This is a genomic window from Pseudoselenomonas ruminantium, from assembly GCF_900104055.1.
In the GTDB taxonomy this organism is placed as follows: domain Bacteria; phylum Bacillota; class Negativicutes; order Selenomonadales; family Selenomonadaceae; genus Selenomonas_A; species Selenomonas_A ruminantium_C.
The window spans coordinates 1-14,955 of sequence record NZ_FNJQ01000054.1; the positions used below are offsets into that span (position 1 = coordinate 1).

General features: G+C 48.8%; 17 protein-coding genes. 12 read left to right on the forward strand and 5 right to left on the reverse strand.

Features of this window, described 5'->3' with window-relative positions; translation table 11 throughout:
- The coding region (locus BLQ59_RS14790) for a transposase (RefSeq protein ID WP_143005385.1) at window positions 1-206 on the forward strand (206 nt) is incomplete at its 5' end.
- Between the two features lie 229 nt (window positions 207-435).
- Here BLQ59_RS14790 and BLQ59_RS14795 read toward each other — a convergent pair.
- Together BLQ59_RS14795 and BLQ59_RS14800 are read right to left on the reverse strand one after the other, a co-directional pair.
- Window positions 436-771, reverse strand: coding sequence for an arsenate reductase family protein (locus BLQ59_RS14795; protein ID WP_074573591.1), 336 nt, complete (start codon window positions 769-771; stop codon window positions 436-438).
- Window positions 737-1,336 (reverse strand): DUF5662 family protein, encoded by a 600-nt coding sequence (locus tag BLQ59_RS14800; RefSeq protein WP_371118592.1) that lies wholly within the window; start codon window positions 1,334-1,336, stop codon window positions 737-739. Before BLQ59_RS14800 ends, BLQ59_RS14795 begins: the two co-directional genes overlap by 35 nt.
- Before the next feature lie 138 nt (window positions 1,337-1,474).
- Here BLQ59_RS14800 and BLQ59_RS14805 point away from each other — a divergent pair, with 138 nt between their 5' ends.
- Window positions 1,475-2,686: an MFS transporter gene (locus tag BLQ59_RS14805; RefSeq protein ID WP_074573593.1), complete on the forward strand. Its 1,212-nt coding sequence runs from the start codon at window positions 1,475-1,477 to the stop codon at window positions 2,684-2,686.
- 68 nt (window positions 2,687-2,754) lie between these two features.
- Window positions 2,755-3,693, forward strand: a complete 939-nt coding sequence (locus BLQ59_RS14810) for a DMT family transporter (RefSeq protein ID WP_074573594.1) — start codon at window positions 2,755-2,757, stop codon at window positions 3,691-3,693.
- Between the two features lie 70 nt (window positions 3,694-3,763).
- Here the strand turns inward: BLQ59_RS14810 and BLQ59_RS14815 are convergent, their stop codons facing one another.
- Complete coding sequence (locus BLQ59_RS14815; protein ID WP_074573595.1) at window positions 3,764-5,554, reverse strand: BglG family transcription antiterminator; 1,791 nt, start codon at window positions 5,552-5,554, stop codon at window positions 3,764-3,766.
- A 166-nt stretch (window positions 5,555-5,720) separates the two neighbouring features.
- Here BLQ59_RS14815 and BLQ59_RS14820 point away from each other — a divergent pair, with 166 nt between their 5' ends.
- From BLQ59_RS14820 to BLQ59_RS14830, 3 genes are read left to right on the forward strand one after another with little or no spacing between them, the layout of a single operon-like run.
- Entirely contained in the window at window positions 5,721-7,502 is a 1,782-nt protein-coding gene (locus BLQ59_RS14820; RefSeq protein ID WP_074573596.1) for an FAD-dependent oxidoreductase, read from the forward strand.
- Between the two features lie 5 nt (window positions 7,503-7,507).
- Complete coding sequence (locus tag BLQ59_RS14825) at window positions 7,508-8,053, forward strand: NapC/NirT family cytochrome c (RefSeq protein WP_074573597.1); 546 nt, start codon at window positions 7,508-7,510, stop codon at window positions 8,051-8,053.
- Window positions 8,054-8,075: 22 nt separating this feature from the next.
- Entirely contained in the window at window positions 8,076-9,512 is a 1,437-nt protein-coding gene (locus BLQ59_RS14830; RefSeq protein ID WP_074573598.1) for a DHA2 family efflux MFS transporter permease subunit, read from the forward strand.
- Window positions 9,513-9,656: 144 nt separating this feature from the next.
- On the opposite strand, the gene BLQ59_RS14835 is transcribed toward BLQ59_RS14830, so the two are convergent.
- On the reverse strand, window positions 9,657-10,565 hold the full coding sequence (locus BLQ59_RS14835; RefSeq protein WP_074573599.1) for a LysR family transcriptional regulator: 909 nt from the start codon (window positions 10,563-10,565) through the stop codon (window positions 9,657-9,659).
- Between the two features lie 148 nt (window positions 10,566-10,713).
- Between BLQ59_RS14835 and BLQ59_RS14840 the strand changes: the two genes are divergently transcribed.
- The 6 genes from BLQ59_RS14840 to BLQ59_RS14865 all read left to right on the forward strand — a co-directional run bounded on the left by BLQ59_RS14840 (window position 10,714) and on the right by BLQ59_RS14865 (window position 14,708).
- Window positions 10,714-10,896, forward strand: coding sequence for a hypothetical protein (locus tag BLQ59_RS14840; RefSeq protein WP_074573600.1), 183 nt, complete (start codon window positions 10,714-10,716; stop codon window positions 10,894-10,896).
- A gap of 26 nt (window positions 10,897-10,922) precedes the next feature.
- Window positions 10,923-12,038, forward strand: coding sequence for a radical SAM/SPASM domain-containing protein (locus BLQ59_RS14845; protein WP_074573601.1), 1,116 nt, complete (start codon window positions 10,923-10,925; stop codon window positions 12,036-12,038).
- A gap of 10 nt (window positions 12,039-12,048) precedes the next feature.
- Complete coding sequence (locus BLQ59_RS14850; protein WP_074573602.1) at window positions 12,049-12,627, forward strand: nitroreductase family protein; 579 nt, start codon at window positions 12,049-12,051, stop codon at window positions 12,625-12,627.
- Between the two features lie 176 nt (window positions 12,628-12,803).
- A complete protein-coding gene (locus BLQ59_RS14855) occupies window positions 12,804-13,322 on the forward strand; it encodes a radical SAM protein (protein WP_218122921.1) in 519 nt (172 codons plus the stop codon).
- Window positions 13,312-13,764, forward strand: a complete 453-nt coding sequence (locus BLQ59_RS14860; RefSeq protein ID WP_074573603.1) for a PPC domain-containing DNA-binding protein — start codon at window positions 13,312-13,314, stop codon at window positions 13,762-13,764. The genes BLQ59_RS14855 and BLQ59_RS14860 overlap by 11 nt, the downstream gene beginning before the upstream one ends.
- A complete protein-coding gene (locus tag BLQ59_RS14865) occupies window positions 13,761-14,708 on the forward strand; it encodes an alpha/beta fold hydrolase (RefSeq protein ID WP_074573604.1) in 948 nt (315 codons plus the stop codon). The genes BLQ59_RS14860 and BLQ59_RS14865 overlap by 4 nt, the downstream gene beginning before the upstream one ends.
- Window positions 14,709-14,817: 109 nt before the next feature.
- Here BLQ59_RS14865 and BLQ59_RS14870 read toward each other — a convergent pair.
- Window positions 14,818-14,955: zinc ribbon domain-containing protein (locus BLQ59_RS14870; RefSeq protein WP_143005386.1), on the reverse strand; the 138-nt coding region annotated here is incomplete at its 5' end.

Genomic DNA, 14,955 nt, shown 5'->3' on the forward strand with positions numbered 1-14,955 from the left:
CGTTTTACACGACCAACGCCATTGAGAGCCTGAACTCCTCATATCGCCGTCTGAACAGCCAGAGAAGTGTTTTCCCCAGTCAGCAGGCCCTGTTAAAGGCCTTGTATCTGGCAACGTTTGAGGCTACCAAGAAATGGTCTATGCCCATTCGGAACTGGGGCAAGGTCAGAGGCGAGCTGACGATTATGTATCCTGATAGATTGTAAAAATTTTGATGCGGCTCTTTAAGCAATTCATAGAAGACCTATTTACAGACTTTTATTCACACCCTCCCGTGTTTTCCCGTCAAAAGATAACGGCAAGTACACTTTAGGTAGATTAGCCATTCGAAAGAAATACCTCAGCTTAAGAAAGCGAGACTTTCTAGGCTGGGGCTTTTTTGTGCTTTTGCTCACAATATGATTGGTGGTTAAAGTGAGGGTATATGAAGCATACTTACTGCCAACCTTTCCAAATATCCGGCGCATAGCCTAATGTTGACGCTTTGCCATTTCGTACTACGGGGGTTTTTATGACCTGTTGGTTCTCAAGGATCGTTTCCAGTTTGTCTGCCATATAATTGACACGAGCCAGAGCATCCTTGTCCTTGCACTCCGGATTGATCATACTGTCGATGCCGCCATGAGCTTTGGCCACGGACTGGAACTCGCCCTTGCTCATTCCCTTGTCCAGGATATCAATGAACTGGAACTTTATGCCGCGTTCTTTGAAGAAACGCTGTGCTTTTTTGGTGTCGTTACACTTCTTGGTGCCGAAAATTTGGATATTCATGTGTACCTTCTTTCACTGTTTGGTTATAAATGGACTGCGTCGATTTCGGACGCAGCAAAGATAAATCTTCTGTTTTGGCCAGCTGGCTGAGTATTGTTTCCACAAAGTCCTGCATATTAGGGCTCATGCCAATACCGGTCGCACACTTATTCTGCCACCATTCGTATTCAGCCTGAAAAGTAAACTTATCCCGGCCATACGCTTTGCCTGCTCCCAGACAGTCGCAAATCAATTCCACGGCGTATTTGTATGGCATGTCCTGTGGATAGGCACCATGGTCGAAATTATCCCACCAGGCTTCGTAATGATGAAGATTGCGTCCATGATGATGGATCCAGGCCATGGACAGGCCGTTGTTTTTTTGTTTGCAGATTTTTATGGGCGAAACCTTGCCGTTGTAGTATTTTACGCTTTCTATAAATTCCATGGGTGAAAACTTTGACCAGTCATGCATAAATCCCTGCCAGGGGATTCCCGCGATACAGCAAAAGCGAAACACCCAGTATTTATGGCGTAGAATCATCCAGGTATGACCACAAACACGCTTTACCAGATTCACAAGCATAGCCTCCAACTTTTGATATTTGTCATGAATCAAGTATAAGGTGGTTTTGGGGGAACGTCAAACGTCATAATCGCCGAATTTGCGGTGCATGTTATAATGATTGTAAGACAATATCATTTACAAGCGAGGCGCTTTTTCATGGCATCGACTACTCCATTATGGAAAAAGAATCTTTATATATGTTGTATCGCATCGTTTATCGTATCTATTGGTATGAGCCAGATGGCACCAATCCTGCCGCTTTATATTGCTGAGCTTGGCGTCGACAATCCAGCGGATATTGCCCGTTGGTCGGGAATCGTTTTTGGTTGTAACTTCATCAGCCTGGCAATCTTCTCACCGATATGGGGCAGGCTTTCGGATCGTCTGGGACGAAAGCCAATGATTTTGCGTGCCTCCGGCTGGCTGGGCCTTATCATGATTGGCATGGGCTTTGCCCAATCGGTATGGCATCTGGTTCTTCTGCGCTTGCTGCAAGGCTGCCTGAGTGGTTTTCAGGCTGCGGTCATTCCGTTGCTGGCGCTGGAAACACCGAAGAAACGCTCGGGATGGGCTATGGGGATGTTTTTTACCGCGCAGGTATCGGGCGGACTCATGGGGCCGGTTTTCGGCGGCTGGCTCAGTGAAACGATTGGCTTCCGCAATGCGTTTTTCCTGATCGGTATATGCTGCCTGCTCGGATTTTTGGCGTTGACACAGATAAGCGAAACCAAACAGCCTGTGCGTGAAAAAGCCGCGGCTGTTGAGCTGCCAGCCTTCCGTGAGCTGCCACAGCATACCATTATCCTCGGGGTTTTCCTGACGACCATATTGCTGCATTTCTCCCTGTCCTGCGTGGCACCGATCCTTACGGTCTATGTGCAGGAGATCGCCGGTAACATCGACCATCTGGCTATCGTATCCGGTGCTATATTCTCTGCCGCAGGTTTTGCCAGTATGCTATTTGCGTCAAGGCTCGGCAGATTGGCTGACCGCATCGGTTCAGCGCGTATCTTGTTTGCCTGTCTGCTCCTTTCAGGTATCGTTACGATTCCGCAGGGGATGGTAAGTGCACCATGGCAGCTGGGAGTCCTGCGCTTCTTCCATGGCATAGCGATTGCGGGCCTTATGCCATCCACCAATAACCTTATCCGCCAATTGGCACCACCAGCTCTGATGGGGCGGATTTTTGGCATCAATCAATCGGCGCAGTTCATCGGCATGTTCACGGGGGCGTTTTTCGGTGGCCAGCTGGCCGCCAGCATCGGCATCCGTAATCTTTTTTGGCTGGTAGCGGCATTGCTCTTGGGCAATGCTCTGTGGTGCCGGTTTTGCATTTATTCCCGCACAGAAAAATCGGCGCTGCAGTAAAGCCGTTTTTCCACAGTGTCCGGGAAGAGCTGGATTATGGACAATAAGAAATCAAGGAGATGAAGCTTTTGCGTAATTTACTGATCGGTTCGCTGCTATTGTCGCTGGCTGGCAGCATTTGGGGCGCCATGTTCATTGCGGTCCGCCTGACCGTAGGCGTGATTACGCCTGTGGCTTTGGTTTGGCTGCGGTACGGTGTGGCGCTGGTCCCGCTAGTGCTTATCATGTTGTATCAGAAAACTTCCTGGAAAATTGAGCGCAAGGACTGGAAGCTCCTGCTTATTTCTGCGTTGACCGGTCAAACGCTCTCTATTGTCACGCAGGAATCGGGAACCATGCTGACCTCAGCGCAGATGGGTTCGGTGATAACGGCGGCTACACCGGCATTTATGGTGGTGTTCGGTTGCCTGATTCTGCATGAGCGGTTTAATTTCAGCCGTTTGTTGTCTGTAGTTTTGGCAACGGCGGGTGTGCTGCTAATCGTCGTTGACCCGGAGAATCTGCAAACCGGCAGTCTTTTGGGCGGTGTCTGTTTGTTTGTTGCAGCTATCACCTGGGCGTTGATGTCCATACTCGTGAAACTGCTCAGCCGCTATTCGGTGTTTACGCTGACTTTTTATAGCATACTCATCGCGTTTTTGGTGCTGAGTCCCTATGGAATATGGTGGCTGATTAACGAAGCAAATTATGAGGCTTTGGCCATGCCGCAGATATGGGGCTCGGTACTTTATGTAGGGATGATTTCCACCACGGCAGGATTTGTTCTTTGGAGCAAGGGGCTGACGTATATGGATGCGTCCATTGGCGGCCTGTTTATGTTCTTTCAGCCAATCGTTGGCACAATTTTAGGCTGGTTATTACTCGGTGAAGCCATGACCAGTTGCTTTTTGCCCGGTTTTGTGCTTATTGCCGTTGGTGTAGTACTGGCTATGAGGGGAGGCAATACAACGGCTGCGGAAAAACTGCAAAGAAGCCGCAAAGAGGATGTACCAAGGTGTTTTCAGTAAATTTTATATACGTGAAAAAATCCCCAGGGCTTGGTGTATTGGCCCTGGGGATTTTTGGTTCGTATTTATATTAGAGCGAACGCTGTATGTAGGCAAGAAAATTATGCAGGTTTTTTTGCGTGCATTTGCGCAGTGGTATATATTGCATGGGGTGGGACAGAAGCTCAAGAATATAACAACATAGCGCCCAATCATCACTGTTGAAGGATAGGTGTAAAAACGCATATACAGTGTGTCCTTTGAAGGAAAGCGGCTTGTCATTCCATTGGATGACAAGCTGTTTTTTGTTTTCCTTTAGCAAATCCAGCCGAATGGCCGTATGTCCACAGATTGTCCAAGTGTCATATGCAGAACGTGTATTCGTGGGGATTTCGCTTAAAGAGGCGTACGTTAGGAGAAAGTGGCGTATGGTTTGCCAGCGGTTTTCTTGTTGTTTTCGTGCGATGAGCCGTGCGATTTCCTGCCGCTTGGCCAGCGACAGTAGGGGATTGGTGGTTATCCATTCCACGGGAAAACCATTGGGCAGAGGCATGGTGGAGATAACAAGCTGCACATGTTCCAGCCGGGTGATATCTTTTTCATCCGTTGCCTCTGCATCGATGCGGATTTCTTGGGGAAAATAAGCAAGCAGTGTCTGACGCAAATCCTGGTCATAGTCAAAATAGGGGGGGATCAGCAAACCACAGGAAACCGTATCCTGCGGGGCCAGTTTCTTGTGCAGTGCAAGACCGATATGTACTGCTAAATAGGCGCTGTCGTCTTCGGTAAAGTTCAGTCCGGTTCGTTTGCGTAACTGGAATGTGACTTGTTGGGCACAATAGAAGGCGAAAGGGGAGGCGGCTTGCATGTCTTCTTTTTGTGGATTGGAGGTGATACTGCCCATATATTTGCGTTGCAGGAGGTTGTGGACATTTAAGGCGAAGCGGACGCGGAAACGCTTTGTAAGTGGGATAAAGGGCAGATTATCGTTTATCCAGTTGAACAGCTGTTGCAGTAAGGCTTGTGTGTCAGAGGGGAGGGACAGGGCAATCTCGTTATAGGACGCTGTTCGGAATTTCTGTGGCAGCAGATAAGCGTGCAGCAGTTTTTGCAGCCATAGCCGCTCACTTAATGCAAGGGAGCCGCAGAACGGCGCTAAAGCAGCTGCTATATCCAGCGTTATGGGCAGGATAACAGCTGCTGGGCAGGCCGGGAGAATACAGTTTTGGTTTATTCGGTGGGCGGCAATCAGAATGTCACGCATGAAATTGGGCCACAAACTGCCATTGAGGAAATAGTCTTTTCGTTCGATTGCTTTTTGCAAGCGGATTTGTAATTTAGCCACGGGCAAGAGGGGAAAGTAGGTTTGCAGATTTTCCAAAGACAAGCGCGTATGGGCCAAATGTTTATTGATGACATGGCTCAGCAGACTGCGCTGATATTTTTCCTCACCTTTTAGCGTCAGTTTTCCTCCGGTCAAGCGGAGGCGCAGGGAAAAGTCTTTGAGCATAAAGCGCAGCATAGCAACGTCTTTTTGAACACTTTCGGGACTGATATGGATTTCAGCGGCAAAGTCGGGAATGGTAAAGTCTGATTGGGGATGTAGCAGTAGCTGCAAGAGCAGATGTAGACGGCGGTTTTCCACCGTTTGGGGAAGGAAAGTGGTTTCCTGCTGCTTGCAGAGATTATGTCTGGCCTTTTCGGTCAGGATATAGCCCTGGCGTGAGGAGCGGATACTGTCTGGAAAGGAATTATTGATGTGCGCGATGTAATTCATTATCGTGCGGGAGGACACGGCAAGTTTATCGGCCAGCGCAGTGGAGGTTAGCGGCATGGCTGCGGATTCTAAGATGCGTAGCAATTGTTGTTGGTTGTTGTTCATGAAGCACCTCCTAAAATGTAAATAGCTGTACATTTATATTATCATTTTAGTAAATAATTGCATAGAAGATATGAAAATATTTATTTGAAAAAGCAAGAAACTTTATATAGAATTAGTTAGATTAAAGGGGAAATATTACAAAAGAGTTGGAAGGGAGAGCGAAAAAATGAAGCGAAAAGGAAACAATGTTTCTCGCCGTTCGTTCTTAAAAGGAGGAGCTGCGGCGTTAAGTGGGCTATTGGCTGGGCCGGTTTTGTTGGCGGGATGTAAGAATCCCAATGACCATTTAGTAGCACCGGAAGAGGTGGAAAAAAATAAGCAGCAGTCAAGTGGTGATGATTGGCTGGGCAAGCCCCCTGAGGTGCAGGACAGTAGTATCCAGGATACGCAGGAGGCCGATGTCATCATTGTGGGAGCCGGGGTGGCTGGCCTCACAGCCGCCAGAGCCGCAGCGGAAAATGGCGCGTCTGTGCTGGTCGTTGAGAAGGCCGCGACTTGGCAGTGCCGTTCCGGGCAGTATGGAACGATTGGCAATAAATTTCAGCGGGAGCTGGGAATCACTTTTGATAAAAATAAAGCCATAAATGAGAATATGAAGCAAATGGGCTATCGGGCAGACCAGCGGGCCTGGAACTATTGGGCAGAGCATAGTGGCCAGGATTTTGACTGGATGCTTGAATTGGCGCCTGCCGTGCATGTGATGAAGGAGACGGACACGGAACTGGAACGGGATAAGATCAATCTGATGATGATGCATTATCCCTTGCCGCCGGAATATCACCGTGAGGAGGAAAACAGCCCCACTTATCCCACGGTTATGACCCTGCTGCCCAACCAGAAACCACTGTTGACGCTGGTCTATGAGAAGTGTCTGGCCATGGGCGTAAAATTCGTGTATTCCACCAAGGCGGTGAAGCTTTTGCGTCCGCATCAGCAGGAAAAAGGCCGGGTGGAAGGTATCATTGGTCAGGATGTGAAAGGCGGGTACCATCGGTACAACGCTAGCAGGGCGGTCATACTCACGACGGGGGACTATGGCAACAACAAATCCATGATTAAGCACTTTGTGCCCTGGGCCATTGATTATTTCAATGTCTTCCCCAATAAGGATGCCAAGGGGTTGCCCACCAATACCGGGGACGGGCATATTATGGCGGTTTGGGCTGGCGCCAAACTGGAGGATGGCCCGCATGCGCCGATGATTCATACCTTAGGCGGTCCGTTGGGCGTAGATGCGTATTTGTTGGTCAATAAGCATGGTTTACGATTTATGAATGAGGACAATGGTGGACAGCAGCTTTCGTGTGGTCTTTACCGGCAGCCGGGAAATTTTGGGTGGCAGATTTTTGATGATAAATGGCCGGAACAGCTGCCTTACATGGGCGTTAGTCATGGCAGTGTAAATCACTGCGTACCAGAGGCGGAAAATCCCAAACTGCCGGCTGATTGTCAGTGGGCGATTGGGCGTACAGCCTATACGTCCAGAGAAGAACTGCGAAAGACCAAGGGGCTGGTAATTGCGGACACCTTGGACGAATTGGCGCGGAAACTTTGTCCTGACAGCAAGCAGGACCAACAGCAGCTTTTGGCAACTATCCAGCGGTACAATGAATTGGCAGATGCTCATCTTGATACGGATTTTGGCAAGGCGGCTAAACGCTTGTTCCCCATCCGTACAGCACCTTTCTATGCAGGCAAGATGGAGGGCGGAGCCATGCTGGTAAACATGGGCGGGCTTACCGTAGATCCGCTGACCGCTAATGTGCTGGATGACGACTACGACCCGATACCGGGTCTGTATACGGCTGGCAATACGCAGGGCGGCCGCTTTGTTGGTGATTATCCCGTGGTTACGGCAGGGGTCAGCCACTCCTTTGCGCTGGTCTATGGAAGATTAGCCGGTACGATGGCCGCTAAGTGCAATCCAGAGAAAGGCGGAAAGGAATGAGAAACATGAGAGAAAAAATCCGGTATTATCTGCATAAGCCTTTGTTCCTGCTGGGCGCGATATTCGTTCTTTTTCTTGGCGGTCTGCTCAGTTTCCAGTTTATGAATGCGACTGTGATGGCGCAGCCTGCGTTCTGCAAATCTTGTCACAATATGCAGTATGAGTACGACACTTATGCGCAGGAAGGTTTGCTGGCGCATAAACATGCCGAAGCCAATGTCACCTGCCATGACTGTCATGAGCCTAGCCTGGCACAGCAGATGAATGAAGGCTGGCTCTTTGTGACGGGACAGTACGATAATCCAACCAAGCGTTATGGTTTTACTAATGAACAATGCCTCAGCTGCCATAAATGGGAAGATGTCGTGGAAAAGACCAAGTATTTGGGGGCAAATTCCCCGCACAACGGCGAGCATGAGAACGGCAATGAGCCACCGCAGTGTATGGACTGCCACAGCGTTCACCATGAACAGAGTACACAGAAATGCAATACCTGTCATGCAACCGAATGGGAAGGGCTGGACCAAAGCTGGGCTGTACAGGCAAAGTAAGAAATTGGGGGCATAGCGTAAGATGAAAACAACAGACGATTTCCCGCGGGTTATGGATAGGCGACTATTTCTGTCCGTTTTGGCGGCAGGGTTGCTATCCTTTACGGGGGTAGTCATAGAGACGGCAATGAACGTGACCTTTCCGACATTGATGAAGGAATTTTCCGTGAGTATTTCTACTGTGCAATGGATTACCACGGGCTATCTGCTGATGCTTTCCATTGTGATTCCTGCGTCGGCTTTTCTGAAGAAACGTTTTTCTGCCAAGCGCATCTTTATCACGGCAAATCTTATCTTCTCGGCAGGTACGATAATGGGCTATTGGTCGCCGTCTTTTTCCGTATTATTGCTGGGACGCTTGTTGCAAGGCGCAGGTACAGGACTGGCATTGCCTTTGATGTTTAATATTGTCATGGAGCAGGCCCCCTTGGAGAAAATCGGCTTCATGATGGGCGCGGCCACGCTGACCATCGCGATGGCACCAGCCATCGGCCCCTCTGTGGGGGGATGGATTGTGCAGGATTTTGGCTGGCGGATGATTTTTGCCGCATTACTGCCCGTGTTGGTATTTTCTTTGGCCTGCGGCGCAAGTTCGATAAGGCAGTCTTCCGTCATACAGAAAACGAAATTTCCCCTGTTTACCTATCTGTGGTTGGCCGTGGGATTTTCCTGCTTTATTCTCGCCTCCAGTTTTGCCGGTGAATGGGGCTGGTCTGACGTACGTGTGCTGGGGCTTTTCGCAGGCAGCATAGCATGTCTGTTCGTGTTTGCCCGAATTTCAGTGCATGCTCTCCAGCCATTGATCCATTTGCAGGTCTTTCGGATTCCAGCCTTTTCGCTTTGCGTTAGCGGCTTGCTGTTGTTGCAGTTCATCTGCCTGGGCCTGGGATTTCTGATTCCCAATTATGCGCAAATTGTGCTAACGGAAAAGGCCTTTGTTTCCGGCTGTATTCTGCTTCCTGGCTGTTTGCTGGGGGCGCTTCTGGCGCCTGTCAGCGGTAAGCTGTTGGACCGTTTTGGTGCACGCCGTCCACTAATGGCAGGCTGTGTTTTTGTTTGTTTGGCTATGACCGGTTTTAATATGACGCTTGACGAAGCTTCTGTTCCGCTGATGGCTGCTGTTTATGCCATATTTACGCTGGGGCAAGGTTTTACTTCAGGGAATACTTTGGTAGCCGGCCTTTCGGCGCTGCCGGCAGAGTTAAAAGCGGATGGTAATGCTGTATTCAATACCTTGCAGCAGTTAGCTGGTGCAATAGGTACAGCTATTGTGGCTGCGGTAGTCTCTATGCCCCGCAGCCAATTCCCGAATAACTTGGAAGCTGCTACGGCTATGGGGAGTCACTATGCCTTTATGCTGCTTTTGGGCATGGCTGTTTTGCAATGGTTGTGTCTTGGTCGGGCGGTAAGAAATAGCACTAAAAACAAAAAAAAAGAAAAATTATCAATTAGTTATTGATAATTATTATCATATATGCTATATTATATTCAGGCTTTCGTTAAAGCTCTCCTAAAATATAATACACACTCAAAAAGCTGCCGTACTGCTCATGCGGCGGCTTTTTGAGTGCGTAGGGCGATATTGAGCTATTCGGATAAGCCGTTAAGGATCTATACAGTCCCTGGCTGCACCAATGAATTTGTAAATCGCCGAATTCTTGTCCATGGCGGATTGCTGACGGTAGTAGATGCCCATGGGGGCGTGGGGGGATTCTTCCCAGGGCAGGAAGACAAGTTCCTTATGGGGCGGGGCCAAATGGCTGGGAATCAGGGAAAAGCCTGCTCCTGCCAGAGCAAGATTATAGGCCTCACTGGTTGTGGCACAGATGATGTTATCCAGTTCATCATTGACCGGTACAATATGATGACCACGGGAAAAGACGTGTTTTAACAGATAAGGTGGAATATCAATAATCTGGCGATAGGGCCAGAAATCCGCAGAGGAGACGCTTTTTTGGCGTCTCTTTTTGCATTTCTGCGCTAATGGATGCTGTTTATTCATCACACAGACAAAGGCATCATCACAGAGCTTTTGAAAGATAATTGTCTCATCATGGAATTTGGCATCTTTCATGCCGATGACCAGATCCAGTTGACTGGTGGTCAGGCGGTGCAGATTCGCGTCGGTCTGGTCAAGCGTGAGTTCCGGTACGATATTGCGGTTTTCCGTCAGCATGGGGGTAAGAATTTTGCTGATCAGACAGTTGGCATGAGAGTCGGCATAACCAATGCGCAGAACCGTGCGCTTTTGCTGGTGAAAGGTGGAAATCCATTCCAGCGAATGATAGTAGAGCGAGAGCATCTGCTGGGCATCATCCAAAAATTGGAAGCCCACCGGCGTCAGGCTGACGGAACGTGTGGTCCGGTTGAAGAGTTTGGCATTGAGTTCCGTTTCCAGACTTTGAATCTGACGGGAGACAGCTGGTTGTGACATGGACAGCTGTTCTGCCGCCTTGGCGTAATTTAAGGTCTTTGCTAAAGTCGTAAAACATTCTAATTGCTGCATATTCATAAGCGTCACCTCTTGTGTTCCATGATACCATAATTAATACGATTCGTGCATAAATGATGAGATAATTGCATTTCACAAAACGATTTCTGCCTGTTAAGATGTTCTTGTAAGCGCAAAGCGATAATAATTTGAGAAAGGATGATGTATCATGGCACTTACAAATCTGGCAGGTTGGAATAACAAGACAGCAGGTGCAGTGGTAAATTCTGCTTGCGGTTCGGCCTGTGGTTCCGGCGATAAGCTTTCCGCTGCCTGCGGTTCTGCTTGCGGCTCGGGAGACAATGTTCTGCCGGCAGCTTGTGGTTCTGCCTGCGGCGCGGAGGATCAGTAAGACAGGAAAGTAAGGAGGACGGCCTGATGAAACCGTATTTTTCATTTCAATGGCATATTACTGACGAGTGTGACCAGCGTTGCAAGCATTGTTATATCTTTGCAGAGAACACGCAGAAATGTCCCGACCGCATGAGCCGGGATCAGATGGCGGCAGTGCTAAAAAATTGCCTGGATTTTTGCGAAACATTTGGTCGTCAGCCTTATTTCTATCTGACCGGTGGTGACCCTATCCTGCATCCGGATTTTTGGATGTTACTGGCAATGTTCAAAGAGAGGGAAATTCCTTTCACCATTATGGGCAATCCGTTTCATTTGACGGCAGATGTATGCAGACGCATGAGAGACTGCGGCTGTGTACGCTACCAGATGTCCATTGACGGCATGGAGGAAACGCACGACTGGTTTAGAAAACCTGGTTCTTTTAAGACAACCCTGGAAAACGTAGCGATGCTCAATGCGGCAGGTATTCGTTCCATCATCATGACTACGGTTTCCGGGAAAAATATAGATGAAGTTCCGGCCATCATTGATGCGGTAGTGGCTGCGGGAACAAAGGTGTATGCTTTTGCGCGTTATTGCCCGACCAGTGAGGAAGCGGGCGCAAAAATGGCGCATCCTGCGCCTGCGCCCGCACTAGGACATCCATGTCCGTCGAAAGAAAACAGCATTTCGCCGGAGCGTTACCATAAATTGCTGGAAGATTGCGATGAAATTTTCCGGCGCTATGAAGCTGCTGGTTGTGAAACCTATTTTAACCGCAAGGACCATCTCTGGACGTTGTTCGACTATGAAAAAGGACGTTTTCAGATTCCGGCGGATGCCGAGCCGGAAATGATTTATGGCGGCTGTAATTGCGGCAATGGGCATTTGACCATTTTGCCTACGGGTGAGGTTTATGCCTGCTGCCGCGTGCAAAACAGCCGGGTGGGAAATGTGTTTACCGATAGATTGGCACAGTTATGGACCGGCAGGATGGAAGCCTACCGCGATTATGACAAATTCAAAAAGTGTACGCGTTGTAAATTGCTGGCCTGGTGCCGCGGCTGTCCTGCGGTTGCCAGTAGTACGAACGGTGGCGATTTTTATGCCGCCGACCCGCAGTGCTGGGCAGAACAAATAGAAGGTTTGCTGGCTGTGTAAGGAGACAGGCATGGATATTTTAGAATTGATGAAAAAACGTCGTTCCATCCGTAAATATCAGGCAAAACAAGTACCGCGTGATATTGTGGACAAGATTGTGGAGGCTGGGCTTTACGCACCAAATGCCGGCGGCGGACAGCGCAGTATGATTGTAACGCTCCATAATGCTTGCCTTACCGAAAAATTGGGACGGCTGAACTTTTCCACCTTTGACCGTAATCAGCTGCTAGGGACGCATGTATCGGCTGAACAGCCCTCGATAATTGATGACACCAAAATCAAAAATGGTTTTTATGATGCGCCCACAGTCTGTGTGATCTTTGGGCAGAAGGACTTTCTCTACAATGTAGCGGATGCCTTTTGTATGGCGGAAAATATGATATTGGCTGCGCATGAGCTGGGCGTAGATTCCTGTATTATTTCCCGGGCAGAGGAAACCTTTGCCTTGCCCGCAGGGAAACGATTCATGCAGGAGTGGGGCGTGCCGGAAAATATGGAGGCCAAGGCCTTTGTGACATTGGGCTATTGTGATGGTCCTTATCCGCAGGGAAAACCGCGGAAGAAGTGCCGGAATGTCGTTATTGAATGATTTAGATGTGTGTTTATATGAGGAGTGTGGGTAATGAGCCTGATCAAAGGATTACATCATGCCGCTCTGCGTTGCTGTGGCAAGGCAGAGATGTGTACAGGGCAAGGCCGGCGAGATTATTGAGTTTTATCATGAACGATAATTGGTGTGTTGATTTTTAGGAGTGTTTAGTAAGTATGCATTTTTCGAGTGGTATTAATCGCCCGCCTTATGAAGCCGCTGATGGTTTCCTGCAGATAACTTCCGGCTGCAGTCATGCAACCTGTGAATTCTGCACCTTTTACAAGGACAGCCCCTTTATGCTGTCGCCGATGGAGGAAATCGAGGAAGACATCAAGGAACTGGCTCAGTCCGGCTGGAATTTTGACCGCATTTATCTGCAGGGGGCTGACCCCTTCATCCGCAAGACGGAGGATTTGCTGCAAATTGCTGATATGATTTACCGTTATCTGCCGCAGGTGAAATCCATCGGCGGTTATGCCCGTGTGGATAATCTGAAAAACAAGACGGTACAGCAGGTAAGACAGCTGGCAGAAAAAGGTTACAGCTATTTCTACTTCGGCGTGGAAAGCGGCGATGATAAGCTGCTTGACCGCATGAATAAGGGCTATCATGCAGATTTGGTCATCGAGCAGTGCAAAAAGATGGACGAGGCTGGCATGCCGTGGATTGCCGTGTGTGGTTATGGACTATAAGAAAATGGGTTCCCGCGTTTACATTCGTATGGACAAAGGGGATGAAATTCTTAGTTGTATTCGCAGAGTCTGCTGCGAATTGGATATAAAGTCGGGAATGTTTCAGGGAATTGGTGCCTGCGATAAAGTAGTGGTCGCAACGTTTATCCCTGAAAAGCAGGATTTTTTGCAGCACGAGCGTAATGGTATGTTAGAGATGATTTCCCTGCAGGGGAATGTGGTGACTGATGTCAACGGGCGGTTAAAGGAACATGCGCATGGTATGTTTTCTTATCTGTTAGCGGACAGCGGTGCGATTGCTTATTTAGGCGGTCATTCGCATAGTGCGTGGATAAGTTACACAGGCGAGATTGTGCTGGACGTGGTGGAAGATGGTTTTATCGGTCAGCAGTTTGACCCTGTTACCGGTATTGACGTTTGGAAATTGGAGGGCAAGGCATGAGAAGGAAAAAGGGAGCCCAATGTCTGACGGCACTGGCGCTGGGCATGACGATGTTGTTTGGTACGACTGGCGGTACAGTAAATGCAGCAGCACCGTTGCATTATTTTATGCAGCAGCCGGGAAATTATGAAAGCACTACGCCTTACGGCAACAATGAAAAAGCCGGCCATTATGTACAGGCCGGCGATGCAAAGATTTACTATGAAGTTTATGGTCAGGGCAAGCCTGTTTTTGTCTTTCATGGCGGTGGAGTAGGCACGCCTTATGAAATGGGGCAACTAATTGACAAACTGCGTCAGAACTATCAGGTGATTGCGGTATCTACCCGTGGTCATGGTCGTTCGGAAATCGGTCACTCACCGTTGACTTATGAGCAAAAGGCACAGGATATGCTGGCGGTGATGAAAGCCGTTACAAATGAACCGGCAATCCTGCTAGGCTTTAGCGATGGCGCTTATACAGCTTATAAAGTGGCATCCATGTACCCTGAGCGTGTGGACAGGGTTATTGGCATCGGCGCTGGTACGCTGAAAAAAGGCTTTTTCAGCGGGGATATGAAGGTGGAAGATTTAGCTAAAATTGATGCGCAGTTTATCGAGCAACAGAAAAAAATCATGCCGGAACCGGAACGCTTTCAGGAATTTTGCACGAACTATATGAAGTTCTGGAGTCAGATGGAAGTGGGGAAAGACTTCCTCAAGACCATAAAGTGCCCGGTACTCCTTATCGCCGGGGATGAAGATGACCATGCGCCCCTGGTTACGATGGTGGAGGCCGAGCAGTATATCCCGAATGCCAGACTCTGCATTGTCCCCAAGGCCTGGCATTCGGCGTTCATTGACAATTTCCCTGTGACCTGGACGGCTATGGAAAGTTTTTTGCAGGCTGACCGGTCAAATTTGACAGGCAGCAAGAAAGTAGCGTTTGACACTCCCCATGCTTAAAGGCAGGGGATTCTTGGTTCGCTGAACACTGCGGCCTAGCCGTAACCAGTTCGACTTACACGTTCTCCCCAAGCGTAAATTCCCGTGTGTCCCACGGTACTAATTTATGTTAAGCAACCTGTTTTTGTTCTATTGCCTTTCGCAGTATATTTATTGCTGCATTGGCATCTCGGTCATGATGTGAACCACATGCAGGGCAAGTCCAATCCCTGATACCAAGATTCTTAGTTTCCTTGTTCTGGTATCC

Bases quoted from the DNA above. Each gene is read 5' to 3' on its own strand.
- BLQ59_RS14795 (WP_074573591.1), bottom strand. From the start codon at position 771: ATGAATATCCAAATTTTCGGCACCAAGAAGTGTAACGACACCAAAAAA.
- BLQ59_RS14800 (WP_371118592.1), bottom strand. From the start codon at position 1,336: ATGCTTGTGAATCTGGTAAAGCGTGTTTGTGGTCATACCTGGATGATT.
- BLQ59_RS14805 (WP_074573593.1), top strand. From the start codon at position 1,475: ATGGCATCGACTACTCCATTATGGAAAAAGAATCTTTATATATGTTGT.
- BLQ59_RS14815 (WP_074573595.1), bottom strand. From the start codon at position 5,554: ATGAACAACAACCAACAACAATTGCTACGCATCTTAGAATCCGCAGCC.
- BLQ59_RS14820 (WP_074573596.1), top strand. From the start codon at position 5,721: ATGAAGCGAAAAGGAAACAATGTTTCTCGCCGTTCGTTCTTAAAAGGA.
- BLQ59_RS14825 (WP_074573597.1), top strand. From the start codon at position 7,508: ATGAGAGAAAAAATCCGGTATTATCTGCATAAGCCTTTGTTCCTGCTG.
- BLQ59_RS14830 (WP_074573598.1), top strand. From the start codon at position 8,076: ATGAAAACAACAGACGATTTCCCGCGGGTTATGGATAGGCGACTATTT.
- BLQ59_RS14835 (WP_074573599.1), bottom strand. From the start codon at position 10,565: ATGAATATGCAGCAATTAGAATGTTTTACGACTTTAGCAAAGACCTTA.
- BLQ59_RS14840 (WP_074573600.1), top strand. From the start codon at position 10,714: ATGGCACTTACAAATCTGGCAGGTTGGAATAACAAGACAGCAGGTGCA.
- BLQ59_RS14845 (WP_074573601.1), top strand. From the start codon at position 10,923: ATGAAACCGTATTTTTCATTTCAATGGCATATTACTGACGAGTGTGAC.
- BLQ59_RS14850 (WP_074573602.1), top strand. From the start codon at position 12,049: ATGGATATTTTAGAATTGATGAAAAAACGTCGTTCCATCCGTAAATAT.
- BLQ59_RS14855 (WP_218122921.1), top strand. From the start codon at position 12,804: ATGCATTTTTCGAGTGGTATTAATCGCCCGCCTTATGAAGCCGCTGAT.
- BLQ59_RS14860 (WP_074573603.1), top strand. From the start codon at position 13,312: ATGGACTATAAGAAAATGGGTTCCCGCGTTTACATTCGTATGGACAAA.
- BLQ59_RS14865 (WP_074573604.1), top strand. From the start codon at position 13,761: ATGAGAAGGAAAAAGGGAGCCCAATGTCTGACGGCACTGGCGCTGGGC.